The 17,909-nt window shown below is 68.8% G+C and carries 9 protein-coding genes and 2 rRNA genes; 5 read left to right on the top strand and 6 right to left on the bottom strand.

Translation table 11 applies throughout. From position 1 onward, the window contains the following. Positions 1-292 precede the first annotated feature (292 nt). Positions 293-3,417 (top strand): 23S ribosomal RNA (locus PZB77_RS08775). A 74-nt stretch (positions 3,418-3,491) separates the two neighbouring features. Continuing rightward, positions 3,492-3,608: ribosomal RNA gene (gene rrf / locus PZB77_RS08770) — 5S ribosomal RNA — on the top strand. Between the two features lie 166 nt (positions 3,609-3,774). On the opposite strand, the gene PZB77_RS08765 is transcribed toward rrf, so the two are convergent. Further along, positions 3,775-4,590 (bottom strand): NAD(P)H-binding protein, encoded by an 816-nt coding sequence (locus PZB77_RS08765; RefSeq protein ID WP_275492005.1) that lies wholly within the window; start codon positions 4,588-4,590, stop codon positions 3,775-3,777. A gap of 71 nt (positions 4,591-4,661) precedes the next feature. Here PZB77_RS08765 and PZB77_RS08760 point away from each other — a divergent pair, with 71 nt between their 5' ends. Continuing rightward, positions 4,662-5,093 carry a helix-turn-helix domain-containing protein gene (locus tag PZB77_RS08760; RefSeq protein WP_275492004.1) on the top strand — a complete coding sequence of 144 codons (432 nt, stop codon included), beginning with the start codon at positions 4,662-4,664 and terminating at the stop codon, positions 5,091-5,093. A 27-nt stretch (positions 5,094-5,120) separates the two neighbouring features. Here the strand turns inward: PZB77_RS08760 and PZB77_RS08755 are convergent, their stop codons facing one another. After that, positions 5,121-5,558: a DUF2000 domain-containing protein gene (locus tag PZB77_RS08755; RefSeq protein WP_275492003.1), complete on the bottom strand. Its 438-nt coding sequence runs from the start codon at positions 5,556-5,558 to the stop codon at positions 5,121-5,123. Between PZB77_RS08755 and PZB77_RS08750 the strand changes: the two genes are divergently transcribed. Continuing rightward, positions 5,557-6,423 (top strand): AraC family transcriptional regulator, encoded by an 867-nt coding sequence (locus PZB77_RS08750; protein WP_275492002.1) that lies wholly within the window; start codon positions 5,557-5,559, stop codon positions 6,421-6,423. The genes PZB77_RS08755 and PZB77_RS08750 overlap by 2 nt on opposite strands. Positions 6,424-6,484: 61 nt before the next feature. On the opposite strand, the gene glgB is transcribed toward PZB77_RS08750, so the two are convergent. The 4 genes from glgB to PZB77_RS08730 all read right to left on the bottom strand — a co-directional run bounded on the left by glgB (position 6,485) and on the right by PZB77_RS08730 (position 14,468). Continuing rightward, complete coding sequence (glgB, locus tag PZB77_RS08745; RefSeq protein WP_275495968.1) at positions 6,485-8,848, bottom strand: 1,4-alpha-glucan branching enzyme; 2,364 nt, start codon at positions 8,846-8,848, stop codon at positions 6,485-6,487. Between the two features lie 198 nt (positions 8,849-9,046). Continuing rightward, positions 9,047-10,489, bottom strand: coding sequence for a maltokinase (locus PZB77_RS08740; protein ID WP_275492001.1), 1,443 nt, complete (start codon positions 10,487-10,489; stop codon positions 9,047-9,049). A 239-nt stretch (positions 10,490-10,728) separates the two neighbouring features. Further along, complete coding sequence (gene treS, locus PZB77_RS08735) at positions 10,729-12,435, bottom strand: maltose alpha-D-glucosyltransferase (RefSeq protein WP_275492000.1); 1,707 nt, start codon at positions 12,433-12,435, stop codon at positions 10,729-10,731. Continuing rightward, positions 12,432-14,468 carry an alpha-1,4-glucan--maltose-1-phosphate maltosyltransferase gene (locus PZB77_RS08730; protein WP_275491999.1) on the bottom strand — a complete coding sequence of 679 codons (2,037 nt, stop codon included), beginning with the start codon at positions 14,466-14,468 and terminating at the stop codon, positions 12,432-12,434. Before PZB77_RS08730 ends, treS begins: the two co-directional genes overlap by 4 nt. Positions 14,469-15,184: 716 nt before the next feature. On the opposite strand from PZB77_RS08730, the gene glgP reads away from it, so the two are divergent. Continuing rightward, positions 15,185-17,902, top strand: coding sequence for an alpha-glucan family phosphorylase (gene glgP / locus PZB77_RS08725; protein ID WP_275491998.1), 2,718 nt, complete (start codon positions 15,185-15,187; stop codon positions 17,900-17,902). Positions 17,903-17,909: the final 7 nt, after the last annotated feature.

The raw sequence follows: 17,909 nt of genomic DNA, 5'->3' as shown, positions 1-17,909 counted from the left end.
AAGGAGCATCTAGACCCTGCGAGGGGTCCAGAGCCACTACGCCGGCAAATGTTCGGCGGTGGTTAGCTCATGGGTGGAACGTTGACTATTCGGCACGGTTGGTTGGTTGTTGCGAGTACTGCTTCGGCGTGGAAAGTAATGATGGATCAATTGTGTCGGGCACGTTGTTGGGTATCTGAGGGTACGGCCGTAAGGCTGCCTTCAGTCCGGTCCCAGTGAACTCGGCCTTCGGGTCGGGGTGATGGGTGGCTGGTTGTTGTTTGAGAACTGCACAGTGGACGCGAGCATCTGTGGCCAAGTTTTTAAGGGCGCACGGTGGATGCCTTGGCACCAGGAACCGATGAAGGACGTGGGAGGCCACGATAGTCCCCGGGGAGCTGTCAACCTAGCTTTGATCCGGGGGTTTCCGAATGGGGAAACCCGGCAGTCGTCATGGGCTGTCACCCACTGCTGAACACATAGGCAGTGTGGAGGGAACGAGGGGAAGTGAAACATCTCAGTACCCTCAGGAAGAGAAAACAACCGTGATTCCGGGAGTAGTGGCGAGCGAAACTGGAACAGGCCAAACCGTATGTGTGTGATACCCGGCAGGGGTTGCGCATGCGGGGTTGTGGGATCTCTCTTTCATAGTCTGCCGACTGTGAGACGAGTCAGAAACCGTTGATGTAGGCGAAGGACATGCGAAAGGTCCGGCGTAGAGGGTAAGACCCCCGTAGCTGAAACATCAACGGCTCGTTTGAGAGACACCCAAGTAGCACGGGGCCCGAGAAATCCCGTGTGAATCTGGCGGGACCACCCGCTAAGCCTAAATATTCCCTGGTGACCGATAGCGGATAGTACCGTGAGGGAATGGTGAAAAGTACCGCGGGAGCGGAGTGAAATAGTACCTGAAACCGTGTGCCTACAAGCCGTGGGAGCGTCGCTGTATGTGCTTGCACATGCAGTCGTGACTGCGTGCCTTTTGAAGAATGAGCCTGCGAGTTAGCGGTGTGTAGCGAGGTTAACCCGTGTGGGGAAGCCGTAGCGAAAGCGAGTCCGAACAGGGCGATTGAGTTGCACGCTCTAGACCCGAAGCGGAGTGATCTAGCCATGGGCAGGTTGAAGCGGAGGTAAGACTTCGTGGAGGACCGAACCCACCAGGGTTGAAAACCTGGGGGATGACCTGTGGTTAGGGGTGAAAGGCCAATCAAACTCCGTGATAGCTGGTTCTCCCCGAAATGCATTTAGGTGCAGCGTCGTGTGTTTCTTGCCGGAGGTAGAGCACTGGATAGGCGATGGGCCCCAACGGGTTACTGACCTTAGCCAAACTCCGAATGCCGGTAAGTGAGAGCGCGGCAGTGAGACTGTGGGGGATAAGCTCCATGGTCGAGAGGGAAACAGCCCAGAGCATCGACTAAGGCCCCTAAGCGTACGCTAAGTGGGAAAGGATGTGGAGTCGCAGAGACAACCAGGAGGTTGGCTTAGAAGCAGCCACCCTTGAAAGAGTGCGTAATAGCTCACTGGTCAAGTGATTCCGCGCCGACAATGTAGCGGGGCTCAAGCGTACCGCCGAAGTCGTGTCATTCCAGCACATACCCCCAACGGGGGCTGGGATGGGTAGGGGAGCGTCGTGTGCCGGGTGAAGCAGCCGCGGAAGCGAGTTGTGGACGGTTCACGAGTGAGAATGCAGGCATGAGTAGCGATACACACGTGAGAAACGTGTGCGCCGATTGACTAAGGGTTCCTGGGTCAAGCTGATCTGCCCAGGGTAAGTCGGGACCTAAGGCGAGGCCGACAGGCGTAGTCGATGGACAACCGGTTGATATTCCGGTACCCGCTTTGAAACGCCCAGTACTGAATCAGGCGATGCTAAGTCCGTGAAGCCGGCCCGATCTCTTCGGAGTTGAGGGTAGTGGTGGAGCCGATGAACCAGACTTGTAGTAGGTAAGCGATGGGGTGACGCAGGAAGGTAGTCCAGCCCGGGCGGTGGTTGTCCCGGGGTAAGGGTGTAGGCCGTGTGGTAGGCAAATCCGTCACACATTAAGGCTGAGACCTGATGCCGAGCCGATTGTGGCGAAGTGGATGATCCTATGCTGTCGAGAAAAGCCTCTAGCGAGTTTCATGGCGGCCCGTACCCTAAACCGACTCAGGTGGTCAGGTAGAGAATACCGAGGCGTTCGGGTGAACTATGGTTAAGGAACTCGGCAAAATGCCCCCGTAACTTCGGGAGAAGGGGGCCATCACTGGTGATTGGATTTACTCCATGAGCTGGGGGTGGCCGCAGAGACCAGCGAGAAGCGACTGTTTACTAAAAACACAGGTCCGTGCGAAGCCGTAAGGCGATGTATACGGACTGACGCCTGCCCGGTGCTGGAACGTTAAGGGGACCGGTTAGCTGACTTTCGGGTCGGCGAAGCTGAGAACTTAAGCGCCAGTAAACGGCGGTGGTAACTATAACCATCCTAAGGTAGCGAAATTCCTTGTCGGGTAAGTTCCGACCTGCACGAATGGCGTAACGACTTCTCGACTGTCTCAACCATAGGCCCGGTGAAATTGCACTACGAGTAAAGATGCTCGTTTCGCGCAGCAGGACGGAAAGACCCCGGGACCTTTACTACAGTTTGATATTGGTGTTCGGTTCGGCTTGTGTAGGATAGGTGGGAGACTTTGAAGCGGCCACGCCAGTGGTTGTGGAGTCGCCGTTGAAATACCACTCTGGTCGTGCTGGATGTCTAACCTCGGTCCGTGATCCGGATCAGGGACAGTGTCTGATGGGTAGTTTAACTGGGGCGGTTGCCTCCTAAAGAGTAACGGAGGCGCCCAAAGGTTCCCTCAGCCTGGTTGGTAATCAGGTGTTGAGTGTAAGTGCACAAGGGAGCTTGACTGTGAGACCGACGGGTCGAGCAGGGACGAAAGTCGGGACTAGTGATCCGGCAGTGGCTTGTGGAAGCGCTGTCGCTCAACGGATAAAAGGTACCCCGGGGATAACAGGCTGATCTTCCCCAAGAGTCCATATCGACGGGATGGTTTGGCACCTCGATGTCGGCTCGTCGCATCCTGGGGCTGGAGTCGGTCCCAAGGGTTGGGCTGTTCGCCCATTAAAGCGGTACGCGAGCTGGGTTTAGAACGTCGTGAGACAGTTCGGTCCCTATCCGCTGTGCGCGTAGGAATATTGAGAAGGGCTGTCCCTAGTACGAGAGGACCGGGACGGACGAACCTCTGGTGTGCCAGTTGTCCTGCCAAGGGCATGGCTGGTTGGCTACGTTCGGAAAGGATAACCGCTGAAAGCATCTAAGCGGGAAGCCTGCTTCGAGATGAGTATTCCCACCCCCTTTGAGGGGTTAAGGCTCCCAGTAGACGACTGGGTTGATAGGCCAGATGTGGAAGCCCGGTAACGGGTGGAGCTGACTGGTACTAATAGGCCGAGGGCTTGTCCTCAGTTGCTCGCGTCCACTGTGTTGTTCTGAAATAACAATCCGCTGTGTTTTTCCGGTTGGTTGATTTCATAGTGTTTCGGTGGTCATTGCGTTAGGGAAACGCCCGGTTACATTCCGAACCCGGAAGCTAAGCCTTTCAGCGCCGATGGTACTGCAGGGGGGACCCTGTGGGAGAGTAGGACGCCGCCGAACAATTTTTCCGGGAGACCCCCGTGCCTTTGGGCACGGGGGTTTTCTGCGTTCCAGGGCCGAATCGGCGACGGCGGTCAGGCCCTGGGGCCCGTGGGTGCGGAGCACCGCCGTCGACCGTGCCCGCCCCGGGAGGTCGCGCCCGCCCCCGGAGGTGGCGGGCGCCGCATCACATCGCGTTGACCGAAGCCCGGTACACGTCGAGGGCCGAACGCGGGGGCCGCCCCAGGAGCTCGCGCAATGCGTTGTGCGTGATCCCGCTGCCGTCGAGGAACCCTCCCGCGACCGCCGAGCAGGTGCCGACGAGCATGGGAACCTGGAAGGGCAGTACCCCCTCGCTCGCGCCGAGAGCCTCGCGAGCCGCGGCCAGCGAGGCCGGCCGGTACTGCCCGCCGATCGCCCGTGCCAGGTCGGCGCCGGTGAGGGGTTGCTCGCCGACGAGTTCGTAGGTTCTTCCCGCGTGCGCTTCGGGATCGGTCACCACTCGTGCGGCGATCTCGGCGAGGTCCGCCCGGGCCACGGCGGCCAGCCCGCCCTCGCCCATCGGCGCCACGATCGTGCCGTCGGCATCGGGGGCGGCGAGGGCGGCGAGGAATTCGGCGTAGAGGCCGTTGCGCAACACCGTCCACGCCAACGAGGAGCGCGCCAGGCGGCGTTCGGTCCAACGGTGGGCGAGAGCGTACGGCAGGTGATCGCCGTCACCGCTCAGGCTGGTGTAGACGACGTGTCGTACGCCGGCCTTCTCCGCACCCGCGATCGCGGCCTCGTGGCGGGCGAGGACGACATCGTCCTCCCCGTATCCGGCGGAGACGATCAGGAGCGTCGTGACTCCGGTGAAGTCGAGGGACGACGGGTCGTCGAAGTCGACGCGCCGCTCGGCCGCGGAACGAGGTGTACGCGTGCCGAGCACGACGTCGCTCCGATCGGCCAGTGCCTGGACGACGAGGCTGCCGAGCGCGCCGCTCGCGCCGGTGATGAGAATCATGGAAGTGCCTTCCCTGAGCTGTGTGTTCTCATCATCGGGAGAGCGAGCGCATCCCGTAAGGAGGCACTTTGATGTCAGTGGGGCACACCGGAGTAACCAACCCGGCTCCGCCGGAACCCGTGATCGTCTGTTCCACGCCGCAGGACGAGTGCGGTGTGCGGGACGTGCTGGACCGGCTCGGCGACACCTGGTCGGTGTACGTGATCGTCGAACTCGCCTCCGGAATCAGGCGCTTCAACGAGTTGCAGCGCTCCATCCCCGGCACCATCTCGCAGCGCATGCTGACCCTGACCCTCCGGCGCCTGGAGCGCGACGGCCTGGTGCACCGGACCGAGTACCCGACCGTGCCGGCCCGGGTGGAGTACGGACTGACCGAGCTGGGGCACAGCCTCACCCACCTGGTCAGAGCGCTGGCCGACTGGTCGATCGAGAACCGGCCCGCGATCGCCGCCGCCCGCCGGGCCTGGGACGACGCCGACGGGGCGGCGCCGCCCCGTCCGTAGGGCGACGTCCGAGGAAGGCCCGCCCGCTCAGGGATGCATGCGGGCACCCTTGAGGACCTTGTCCACAGCGTTGCGCGGGCCGTGCACGGCCAGTCCCACCAGGTCGAGCGCGTCCGTGCGCACGGCGCGTACGGCCGCCCGGTTGTCCCGGTCGTTCCCGGTGCCGAAGAGGTCCGACGTGAACAGGGACCTCGGCAGCGACCGGGAGAGCGCGCGGCCGTGCGCGGCGGTCAGCACCTCCCTCGTCCCCTCGAAGACCAGGACGGGCTGGCGGAACATGGGCAGGTAGACGGTGGCGTCGGCGTCCGCGTACGGCTCGCCGATCACCTGCGGTGCGACCGTGCCGAGCCCGCTGACCAGGAAGGCGGTCACGTTCAGCCGCTGCCAGGTCTCCAGGTCCTCCCGGAGCAGGACGGCGATCTTGGTGTCGAAGCGGACGGGCGCGTTCTCGTTCTGGGTGTCCATGCCCCGAGACTCCGCGACGTCCCCCCGCCCCGTCTTGTACGTTCTTGGCGTGACGCCCTCGCCGGAGCCTGAGATCCCGGAGATCTCCGCCTGGCGCCCGCGGGTGCCGGGCGTGGTGGAGGTCTTCCACGCCCGCTTCACCGAGCACGCCTACCCCATGCACGTCCACGACACCTGGACCCTGTTGATCGTCGACGACGGAGCCGTCCGCTACGACCTCGACCGGTTCGAGCGCGGCACCCCGCGCGGCACCGTGAGTCTGCTGCCCCCGCAGGTTCCGCACAACGGCTCGCCCGCCACCGCGCACGGCTTCCGCAAGCGGGTGCTGTACCTCGACACGACCCAGCTGGACGAGAGCCTCATCGGTCCCGCGGTGGCCCACCCCGACTTCGCCGATCCGCTGCTGCGGACCCGCGTCGGGCAGCTCCACTCGGCCCTCGCGCACCCCGGCGACGCGTTCGAGGCGGAGAGCAGGCTGGCCCTCGTCGGGGAGCGGCTGCGCGAGCGACTGCGCCCGGGGCAGGCCCGCGCCGCGCCGGGACCGGGCCGCGGAGTCGCCCGGGACCTCCGTGACCTTCTCGACGCGAGACTCCTCGACGGAGTGACCCTGGCCGACGCCGCGACGCAGGTCCACGCCCACCCCACGCACCTGGTACGCGCCTTCAGTGGGGCGTACGGCATCGCCCCGCACCAGTACCTGACCTCCCGCCGCGTCGATCTGGCCCGGCGTCTGTTGCTCGAGGGCCGGCCGCCGGGCGAGGTGGCCACCGCCGCCGGCTTCCACGACCAGTCCCACCTCACCCGTCACTTCAAGCGGATCGTGGGCACCACGCCCGGCCGGTACGCGCGCGCCGGAGCGGCCTGAACGGCCGGAAGCCCGGACCGCGAGGTCCGGGCTTCCCGCCGTCCGGTAACGCGCCCGCCGGTCAGGCCGGGCGGAACCAGACCGTGGCCAGTGGTGGCAGGGTGAGCGTGATGCTGGCCGGCCGGCCGTGCGCCGGTACCGCCTCCGGCTTCAGCGGCTCCTCGTTGCGTACGTCGCTGCCGCCGTACCGGGCCGCGTCGGTGTTCAGCACCTCCACCCAGCCCGCCACCGTCTCCGGCACCCCGAGCCGGTAGTCGTGCCGGACCACCGGGGAGAAGTGGGAGACCGCGAGCAGCGGGGAGCCGTCCGCGTCGAAGCGGAGGAAGGCCAGGACGTTGTCCTCCGCGGCACCGCCGTCCACCCACGCGAAGCCGCCCGGGTCGGTGTCGCGCTGCCAGAGCGCGGGCACCGCGCCGTACACCGCGTTCAGGTCGCCGACCAGGTCCCGTACGCCGCGGTGGTCGCCGGACGCCTCGTAGGCCGGGTCCAGCAGCCACCAGTCCGGGCCGTGGCCCTCCGACCACTCGGCGCCCTGGGCGAACTCCTGCCCCATGAAGAGGAGTTGCTTGCCGGGGTGGGCCCACATGAAGCCGAGGTAGGCGCGGTGGTTGGCGCGCTGCTGCCACCAGTCGCCGGGCATCTTGGACACCAGCGCCTGTTTGCCGTGCACCACCTCGTCGTGCGAGATCGGCAGGACGTAGTTCTCGCTGTACGCGTACACCATCGAGAAGGTCATCTCGTTGTGGTGGTACCTGCGGTGCACCGGCTCCTTCGCCATGTAGGTGAGGGAGTCGTGCATCCACCCCATGTTCCACTTCAGCCCGAACCCGAGCCCGCCGAAGCCGTCCGGTCCGGTGTGGTGGGTGGCGCGGGTGACGCCGCTCCACGCGGTGGACTCCTCGGCGATCGTCACCACACCGGGGTTGCGGCGGTATACGGTCGCGTTCATCTCCTGGAGGAAGGCCACCGCGTCCAGGTTCTCCCGGCCGCCGCGCTCGTTGGGCGACCACTGGCCGTCCTCGCGGGAGTAGTCGAGATAGAGCATGGAAGCCACCGCGTCGACCCTCAACCCGTCGATGTGGAACTCCTCGCACCAGTACGTGGCGTTGGAGACGAGGAAGTTGCGCACCTCCTTGCGCCCGTAGTCGAACTCCAGGGTGCCCCAGTCCGGGTGCGCCGCGCGGGAAGGGTCGGAGTGCTCGTACAGCGGCTGCCCGTCGAACTCGGCCAGCGCCCACTCGTCCCGGGGGAAGTGCGCCGGCACCCAGTCCATGATCACGCCGATGCCGGACCGGTGCAGCGCGTCCACCAGGAACCGGAAGTCGTCCGGAGTGCCCATGCGGGAGGTCGGCGCGTAGAACCCGGTCACCTGGTACCCCCAGGAACCGCCGAACGGATGCTCGGACACCGGCATCAGCTCCACGTGCGTGAAGCCCAGGTCCTTGACGTACGCCGGGAGCTGCTCCGCGAGCTGGCGGTAGGTCAGACGCGGCCGCCAGGAGGGGAGGTGGATCTCGTAGACGGAGAAGGGCGCCTCGTGCACGGGGCGGTCGCCGCGCCGCTCCATCCAGTCGCCGTCCTGCCACGCGTAGTGCGAGGCGGTCACCACCGAGGCGGTGGCGGGCGGCACCTCGGCGGCCCGGGCCATCGGGTCCGCGCGCAGGGTGTGCGAGCCGTCCGGGCGGCAGATGTCGAACTTGTAGAGCGCGCCCTCGCCGACCCCCGGGAGGAACAGCTCCCACACCCCCGTCGCCCCGAGCGAACGCATCGGGGTGCCGGTGCTGTCCCAGTAGGCGAAGTCGCCCGCGATCCGCACCCCGCGCGCGTTGGGCGCCCACACCGTGAACCGGGTACCGGCGACCCCCTGGTGCTCCATGACCCGGGCGCCCAGCGCGGTCCACAGCTCCTCGTGCCGGCCCTCACCGATCAGGTGCAGGTCCAGTTCACCGATCGCGGGCAGGAAACGGTACGGGTCCTCGACCTCGACCTCGTCCTGCGCGTAGGCGACCCGCAGGCGGTACGCCGTGACGTCCCCGACCGGCAGCACGCCGGAGAAGAAGCCGTCGCCGTCGTCGAACAGCTGCGCCCGGAGTCCCGGGGCGATCACCGTCACGGCACGCGCGTGCGGGCGCAGCGCCCGCACCAGGACGCCGCCGTCGCAGGGGTGCGCCCCGAGGAGGTCGTGCGGGGCGTGGTGCTCACCGGCGAGGAGCCGGCCCCGGTCCGCGTCGTGCAGGGCGGGGGCGGGCCGGACTCCCTCGTCGGCGCCGCCGCGCCGGGGGCGGGGCGGCACGGCGTTCTTCCGCTTTGCCTTGGAGCGCTTCGCGGTCGGCGTGGTGGCGACGGCCGTGGTGGCGGAGGACACCGGCTCGGGCCCGGCGGCCGTCCCGGTCGTCACCGGCTGCGGGGCGGGTACGGCCTCGATGGGTTCGGGTGTGTCGCTGGACGGCTTACGGGCGGTCACGGGGGACGGCCTCCTCGGGGGTCGGTCGGGGGATGGGGTGCCCGGGGGAGCACCGGGTGCGGGCCGGCCGTGCGCCCGCGGTCCGCGCGGTGGGGATACCGCGCGGACCGGAAGGGTGGGATCCGGATGCGGCCGCGGCCGGACCGGGCCCGGCCCGGGTCAGGTGGACGCGGCCAGTCGCTGGATGGCCGCCATGGGGACCGGCAGCCAGTCGGGGCGGTGCCGAGCCTCGTACAGCACCTCGTACACCGCCTTGTCCGTTTCGTGGGCGCGCAGCAGCTCGGGTTCGCTGCGCGGGTCGGTACCCGAGACGTCGGCGTACCCCTCGCAGTACGCGGTCCGGCAGCGCTCCGCCCAGGCGTCGCTCCACGGCCGGTGGGAGCGGGCCGCGTAGTCGAAGGAGCGGAGCATTCCGGCGACGTCGCGCACCGGCGGCTGGGGGCTGCGGCGTTCGGCGAGCGGCCGGGCGGGTTCGCCCTCGAAGTCGATCAGTGACCAGAACCCGTCGGCCGCTCGGAGGGTCTGTCCGAGGTGCAGATCGCCGTGCACCCGGTGGGTCGCCCAGGAGCGCCCCCGGTGCCCGAGCTCCGCCACGGCGTCGAAGGCGGCGTGCAGTGCGGGGACGTACGGCAGCAGGGCGGGGACGGCCTGGGCGGTCGACTCCAGCCGCTGGGTCATCCCGGCGACCAGCGCCTCCGTGCCCGCCAGGCGCAGGTCCGGGCCCGGCAGGGCGGAGGCGAGCGCGGTGTGCACCTCGGCGGTGGCCCGGCCGAGCGCGCGCGCTTCCGGGACGAAGTCGCGTCCCGCCGCGAGGGCGCCGAGGGCGAGCTGCCAGCCGTCCTCGGCACCGCGCAGGAAGGGCTGCAGCACCCCGAGGGTGAGCGGTTCGGGGGTGGTCGCCTCGAACCAGGCGACGGGTGCGGGCACCCGCCCGCATCCCTCGCCGACGAGGGCGAGCGGCAGTTCGAGGTCGGGGTTGGTGCCGGGGAAGACTCTCCGCAGGATCTTCAGGATGTACGCGTCGCCGAAGACGAGCGAGGAGTTGGACTGCTCGGTGTCCAGCAGCCGGGGCGCCAGCCCGGCGGGAATCGTTTCCGCGCGTTCGAAGCGGAGCGCGCCGAGGGGACCGGGGCGGCGGAACCGCTCCAGCAGCAGACCGGCCAGCCGGGGGTCGTGCAGGCCCTCGTAGACGGTGCGGCCGGCCAGCGGGCCGTCCGTCACCCGCCCGATGAGGGCGGAGGCGAGCGCCGGCGGCAGGTCGTTCCGGACCCCCAGGAGCAGCTGGTAGCAGTCGCCGGTGGGGCGGGCGGGCAGCCCCGGCTGGTGGACGCGGACGAGGAGGTGGAGCAGTCCGGGGCCGGCCGTCGGGGAGTCCACCGGCAGTATCTCGGTCGCGGCGACCAGGGTGAACCCCGCTACCGGGTGGCCCTTGCCGGCGAACCAGCGCTGCCGGGGGAGCCAGTCGTGGAGCAGGGGGGCGAGCGAGGGCAGCAGCGCGGTCCCCGCGGTGGGGCCCCCCGGCCGTGGATGGGTGGGTGGGTGGGACGCCTGTTTCGTGGTGCTCTTCGCCAGGGTGACGTGAGCGGATGCAGCCTCCGACATGGCATCGCGTCCTTTCCCCGGGCACACGGATGCGAGGAGTGTCCCGGATTGCGGCAATGGCTGTCCGGCTGTGCGGGACGTGTCGGGTGAGGAGGGTCCGTACGGACTCGAATGGCCCAACGGCCGTCCGGGCCCGCCCATGCTCGATGTGGGGAAGGTGCCCCGTGCGGGACGGCCAAAACCGTCCCGCACGAGTCGTGCGTACCGTTCTCCCCCGCGTAACACCCGGGAAAAGCGCGTCAGATGGCGGGAGCTTCCTTCCGCAGGCGGAACCAGTAGAAGCCGTGGCCGGCGAGAGTGAGCAGGTAGGGCCACTCGCCGACGGCGGGGAAGCGCACCCCACCGATCAGCTCGACCGGGTGGCGCCCGTTGAAGAGCCGGAGATCGAGTTCCGTCGGCTGGGCGAACCGGGAGAAGTTGTGGACGCACAGCACGAGGTCGTCCTTGTACTCCCGGGTGAAGGCGAGCACCGCCGGGTTGGACGAGGGGAGTTCGGTGTACTCGCCCAGCCCGAAGGCGGGATTCTGCTTGCGGATCTCGATCATCCGCCGGGTCCAGTGCAGCAGGGAGGAGGGCGACGCCATCGACGCCTCGACGTTGGTGACCTGGTAACCGTAGACCGGGTCCATGATCGTGGGCAGGAAGAGCCGGCCGGGGTCGCTGGAGGAGAAGCCGGCGTTGCGGTCGGGGGTCCACTGCATCGGGGTGCGCACCCCGTCGCGGTCGCCCAGCCAGATGTTGTCGCCCATCCCGATCTCGTCCCCGTAGTAGAGGATCGGGGAGCCGGGCAGCGACAGCAGCAGAGCGGTGAAGAGTTCGATCTGGTTGCGGTCGTTGTCCAGCAGCGGCGCGAGGCGGCGGCGGATGCCGATGTTGGCGCGCATCCGCGGATCCTTGGCGTACTCCGCGTACATGTAGTCGCGCTCTTCGTCCGTGACCATTTCGAGGGTGAGCTCGTCGTGGTTGCGCAGGAAGATGCCCCACTGGCAGTTCTTCGGGATCGCCGGTGTCTTGGCCAGGACTTCGGAGACCGGGTAGCGGCTCTCCCGTCGTACCGCCATGAAGATGCGCGGCATCACCGGGAAGTGGAACGCCATGTGGCACTCGTCGCCGCCGGCCCGGTAGTCCCCGAAGTAGTCGACGACGTCCTCGGGCCACTGGTTGGCCTCGGCGAGCAGGACGGTGTCGGGGTAGTTGGCGTCGATCTCCTTGCGGACCCGCTTGAGGAAGCCGTGGGTCTCGGGGAGGTTCTCGCAGTTGGTGCCCTCGCGCTGGTAGAGGTAGGGCACGGCGTCCACCCGGAAGCCGTCGATGCCGAGGTCCAGCCAGAAGCGGAGGGCGGAGATGATCTCCTCCTGCACTGCGGGGTTCTCGTAGTTGAGGTCGGGCTGGTGCGAGAAGAACCGGTGCCAGTAGTACTGCTTGCGCACCGGGTCGAAGGTCCAGTTGGAGGTCTCCGTGTCGACGAAGATGATCCTCGCGTCGGGGAACTGCTTGTCGTCGTCGGCCCAGACGTAGTAGTCGCCGTACGGCCCCTCGGGGTCGGACCGGGACTGCTGGAACCACTCGTGCTGGTCGCTCGTGTGGTTCATGACGAAGTCGATGATGACGCGCATGCCGCGCTGGTGCGCGGCGTCGACGAACTCCACGAAGTCGGCGAGGTCGCCGAACTCGGGCAGGACGGCGGTGTAGTCCGAGACGTCGTAACCGCCGTCGCGCAGAGGTGACTTGAAGAACGGCGGCAGCCAGAGGCAGTCGATGCCCAGCCACTGGAGGTAGTCCAGTTTGGCGGTGATGCCCTTGAGGTCTCCGATGCCGTCGCCGTTGGAGTCCTGGAAGGACCGGACGAGGACCTCGTAGAAGACGGCGCGCTTGAACCAGTCGGGATCGCGGTCCTTGGCGGGCGTGTCCTCGAAGGTGTCGGGAACGGGCTCATTCACGATCATGGTGTGGGTGACCCTCCGGTCGGCGGGGACGGTCGCAGGACGACGATGTGCGCGGGCGTGATGCCCGGCTCTAGGCGCACATAGAAGGTCCTGCCCCAGTGATAGGTGTCGCCGGTGAGCTCGTCGCGCACCGGCACGCTCTCGTGCCAGTCCAGGCCGAGCTGCGGCATGTCCAACGAGACCGTGGCCTCCTGGGTGTGGTGCGGGTCGAGGTTCACGACCACCAGGACGGTGTTCGATCCGGAGCGCTTGCTGTAGACGATCAGGGCGTCGTTGTCGGCGGAGTGGAAGTGGAGGTCGCGCAGCTGGCGGAGCGCCGGGTGGCGGCGCCTGATCCGGTTGAGCGACGTGATCAGCGGAGCCAGCGAGCGCCCTTCCCGCTCGGCCGACTCCCAGTCCCGGGGCCTGAGTTCGTACTTCTCCGAGTGCAGGTACTCCTCGCTCCCGGGATGCGCCGGGGTGTTCTCGCAGAGCTCGAATCCCGCGTACACACCCCAGGAGGGGGAGAGCGTCGCGGCGAGCACGGCCCGGGCCTCGAAGGCCGGCCGGCCGCCTTCCTGGAGGTAGCCGGGGAGGATGTCGGGGGTGTTCACGAAGAAGTTGGGCCGCATGTACGACGCGGCCTCGCCGGAGACCTCCGTGGCGTACTCGGTGAGCTCCTGCTTGGTGTTGCGCCAGGTGAAGTACGTGTACGACTGCTGGAAGCCGATCTTGGCGAGGGTGTGCATCATCGCCGGCCGGGTGAACGCCTCGGCCAGGAACACCACGTCCGGGTCGGCGCCGTTGATCTCGGCGATCACCCGCTCCCAGAAGACGACGGGCTTGGTGTGCGGGTTGTCCACCCGGAAGATCCGCACACCCCGCTCCATCCAGAACCGCAGCACCCGCACGGTCTCGGTGACCAGCCCGTGCATGTCTTTGTCGAAGGCGATCGGGTAGATGTCCTGGTACTTCTTCGGCGGGTTCTCGGCGTACGCGATCGAGCCGTCCGGGCGGTGGTGGAACCACTCCGGGTGCTCCTTCACCCAGGGGTGGTCGGGGGAGCACTGGAGCGCGAAATCCAGCGCGATCTCCATCCGCAGGGTGCGGGCGGTGGCCACGAAGTGGTCGAAGTCGGCCAGGGTGCCGAGGTCGGGGTGGACGGCGTCGTGACCGCCGTCCGCCGAGCCGATCGCCCACGGCACCCCGGGGTCGTCGGCGCCGGCCGTCAGGGTGTTGTCCGGCCCCTTGCGGTGGGAGGTGCCGATGGGGTGGACCGGTGGCAGGTAGACGACGTCGAAGCCCATCGCAGCGACCGCCGGGAGCCGCTCGGCCGCCGTCCGGAACGTGCCGCTGACCAGCCGGGTCTCCTGAGCGGCGGGGGCGGGTGCCTCCGTGCGGGACGCCGCCGGGGCGACCGGTTCGCGCCGGGCGCCCTCGGAGCGCGGGAAGAGTTCGTACCACGCGCCGTACAGCGCACGCCGGCGCTCGACGACCAGCGGCAGGGGGCGTGAGGAGGTGACCAGCTCACGCAGCGGGTAGCGGGCGAGGGGGTCGGCCACCGCCGGGGTGAACGCCGCCGCGAGGCGGGCGGCGGCCGGGCGCGCGGAGTCGCGCAACGCGTCGACGGCGGCCAGGACCGCCTCGCGCCCATCCTTCTTCGGCACCCCGGAGGCGGCGCGCTCGTACAGCGCGGCCCCCTCGGCGAGCACCAGTTCGGTGTCCATGCCGGCCGGAATCTTGATCTGGGCCAGCCGCCGCCAGGTGGTCAGCGGGTCGCTCCACGCCTCCACCTTGTACGTCCAGCGCCCCTCGGCGTCCGGGGTGACGTCGGCGCCCCAGCGGTCCGTGCCGGGAGCCAGTTCACGGAGCGGGACGAAGGGGCCGCGCCGTCCGCTCGGATCCCGCAGGACGACGTTGGCCGCCACCGCGTCGTGGCCTTCGCGGAAGACGGTGGCGGAGACCTGGAAGGTCTCGCCCACCACCGCCTTCGCCGGGCGTCTGCCGCAGTCGACGAGCGGGCGGACGTCCAGGACGGGGATACGACCGATCATGAGATCACCTGAAGGCTGGAGCGGGGGGTGCGGGGAGGACGGCGGCACGGGTGGCGAGGACCGTTCGCCGGGGCCGCGCGTCTGAGGATCAGTCCTTTGTAGCTGCTCAGCTGTCTGCTGACGGGTTGTGGGCATGGCCGCTCCTGTCCGCGTTCACTCGAATGGCACTCGAATGGCTGGCGTGCGCGGGGACGACGCGCACGGTGCGGGGATGTGCGCGAGGACGTGTGCCGCCGGGTCGGCTCCGTACGCGGGTAGCCTTCCCCCCGCTTTCGCGCGGTCAACCCGGCGGCGTGTTAACTACTGGGTCATCGTCCGGTACTCCGCGCGCGCCCCCGCACCGGACGGCGGGCGTGCGGCGTCACACGAGTCACCGGGTACCCGCGCTCCGGCGACTCGCACCTCCCGGTGGGGTCGCCACCCCGGAAGCCTCTCCCGGCGGACGGACGCCCACAAGGTCACCCGAGGTGGTGAAATCAGCCATATCCGTCCGTCGCGACCGGGGTTGCCGGGACCGCCGGGACCGCCGGGACCCCTGGGACCGCCCCCGGCGGGCAGAGCCACCGACGGCGCCCCGTGCGCGCCGGACCGCGCGGGCGGGCCGTGCGCCGTGGCCGTACGGGGCCGAAGACCGTTACCGTCGTCAGTGGCGGAGCGGCGCACACCGTGGTGCGGCGTCCCCTCGGATTCGTACGTCCCCTGTAAAGGTGGAATGCGTGAAGGCCATTCGTCGGTTCACCGTGCGTCCCGTTCTCCCCGACTCCCTGCGACCCCTCCACGACCTCGCGCACAATCTGCGGTGGTCGTGGCACTCCGAGACCCGAGAGCTCTTCCGGTCCGTCGACCCCGAGGGGTGGCGGCCCGAGGATGCCGACCCCGTGCGGCTCCTCGGCTCCGTGTCCGCCTCCCGGCTGGCCGAACTCGCCCGCGACGAGGAGTTCCTCGGCCGCCTGCGCGAGGCGGCCGACGAGCTCGACGCCTACCTCACCGGACCCCGGTGGTACCAGAATCAGCTCGCCCGGGGTGCCGAACTCCCCAGCTCCATCGCCTACTTCTCGCCCGAGTTCGGAGTGACGGCGGCCCTGCCGCAGTACTCCGGCGGACTCGGTATCCTGGCCGGTGACCACCTCAAGGCGGCCGGAGACCTCGGCGTCCCGCTCATCGGGGTCGGCCTCCTCTACCGGCACGGGTACTTCCGTCAGTCGCTCTCCCGCGACGGCTGGCAGCAGGAGCACTATCCGGTGCTCGACCCCAACGAACTCCCCGTCACGCTGCTCCGCGAGCACGACGGCACCCCCGCCCGGGTGGTGCTCGCGCTGCCCGGCGGACGCTCCCTGCACGCCTGTGTCTGGAAGGCCCAGGTCGGCCGGGTCCCCCTCCTCATGCTCGACTCCGACGTGGAGGAGAACGCCCCCGGCGAGCGCGACGTCACCGACCGGCTCTACGGCGGCGGCAGCGACCACCGGCTCCTGCAGGAGATGCTCCTCGGCATCGGCGGCGTGCGCGCCGTGCGGACCTGGTGCCGTCTCACCGGCGCCCCCGCACCCGAGGTGTTCCACACCAACGAGGGCCACGCCGGTTTCCTCGGCCTCGAACGCATCCGTGAACTCATCGGGACGACACGGCCCTCCGGATCGTCCACCGGCCAACCCGTCTCGCCGGAGCACGACTTCGACTCCGCGCTCGAAGTCGTGCGGGCCGGAGCGGTGTTCACCACCCACACCCCGGTCCCCGCCGGCATAGACCGTTTCGACCGCCACCTCGTCGCCCGGCACTTCGGGGACGACGGCGAACTCCCCGGCGTCCCCGTCGACCGCGTCCTGGCCCTCGGCGAGGAGACGTACGAGGGCGGCACCCCGGGCATCTTCAACATGGCGGTCATGGGGCTCCGGCTCGCCCAGCGCGCCAACGGTGTCTCCACCCTGCACGGAGCGGTCAGCCGGGAGATGTTCTCGGGGCTGTGGCCGGGCTTCGACCCGGCGGAGGTGCCCATCACCTCCATCACCAACGGCGTGCACGCCCCGACGTGGGTCGCCCCCGAGGTGCTCCGCCTCGGCGCCCGTCAGGTCGGCGAGGACCGCGCCCGGGACGCGCTCGCCGGGGGTGACGTGGCCACCGGGAACGGCACCGACCGCACCGGCACACCCCGCCGCTGGGACGCGGTGACGGCCATCCCCGACGACGAGATCTGGGAGCTGCGCCGCGTCCTGCGCGAGCAGCTCGTCACCGAGGTCCGCAAGCGGCTCTACGCCTCCTGGCGCAGGCGCGGCGCCGGCACCGCCGAACTCGGCTGGATCGACGGCGTCCTCGACCCCGACGTCCTCACCATCGGTTTCGCCCGCCGGGTCCCCTCGTACAAGCGGCTCACCCTGATGCTCCGCGACAGGGACCGGCTGACCCGCATGCTGCTCCACCCGACGCGGCCCATCCAGATCGTCGTCGCGGGCAAGGCCCACCCCGCCGACGACGGCGGGAAGCGGCTGATCCAGGAGCTGGTCAGGTTCGCCGACGACGCCGGGGTCCGCCACCGGATCGTCTTCCTGCCCGACTACGGCATGGCCATGGCGCAGAAGCTCTACCCCGGCTGCGACGTCTGGCTCAACAACCCGCTGCGCCCCCTGGAGGCCTGCGGCACCAGCGGGATGAAGGCCGCCCTCAACGGCTGTCTCAACCTCTCGGTGCGCGACGGATGGTGGGACGAGTGGTTCGAGCCGGACTTCGGCTGGGCCATCCCGACCGCCGACGGTTCCGCCGTCGACGACGACCGGCGCGACGAACTGGAGGCCGACGCCCTCTACGCGCTGATCGAGGACCGGATCGCGCCGCGCTTCTACGACCGCGGGGAGAGCGGGCTGCCCGAGCGGTGGATCGAGATGGTCCGCCGCACCCTGGCCGCCCTCGGACCCAAACTCCTCGCCGGTCGTATGGTCCGCGAGTACGTGGAGCGCCTCTACGCCCCCGCCGCCCTGTCGCAGCGCGCTCTGGACGCCCCGGCGGCCAGGGAGCTCGCCGCGTGGAAGACGAAGGTACGGGCGGCCTGGCCGCAGGTGGCCGTCGACCACGTCGAGACGGTCACCGACACCGGTACGAGCGGTTCGGCGGAGCTGGGCGCCACCCTCGCCCTGCGGGTGCGGATCGCGCTCGGCGGACTCGCCCCGGAGGACCTGGAGGTACAGGTCGTCGCCGGGCGGGTGGACTCCGGTGACGCCCTCCTCGACGCCCAGGTCATCCCGTTGAAGGTGACCGGCACCGGCGACCTGGCGGACCACCGCGTCTACGAGGGGCCGCTCTCCCTGGACCGGACGGGCCCGTACGGCTACACCGTGCGCGTCCTGCCGGCGCATCCGCTGCTGGCCTCCGCGACCGAACTCGGCCTGGTGGCCCTGCCGAGCGCGACGGTCGCCGAGGACGAGGGCGGCCCCGTGCTGCGCTGAGCGAGCA

It is taken from the genome of Streptomyces sp. AM 2-1-1 (assembly GCF_029167645.1).
GTDB lineage: Bacteria > Actinomycetota > Actinomycetes > Streptomycetales > Streptomycetaceae > Streptomyces.
This window is presented reverse-complemented; position numbering and strand designations above follow the sequence as displayed.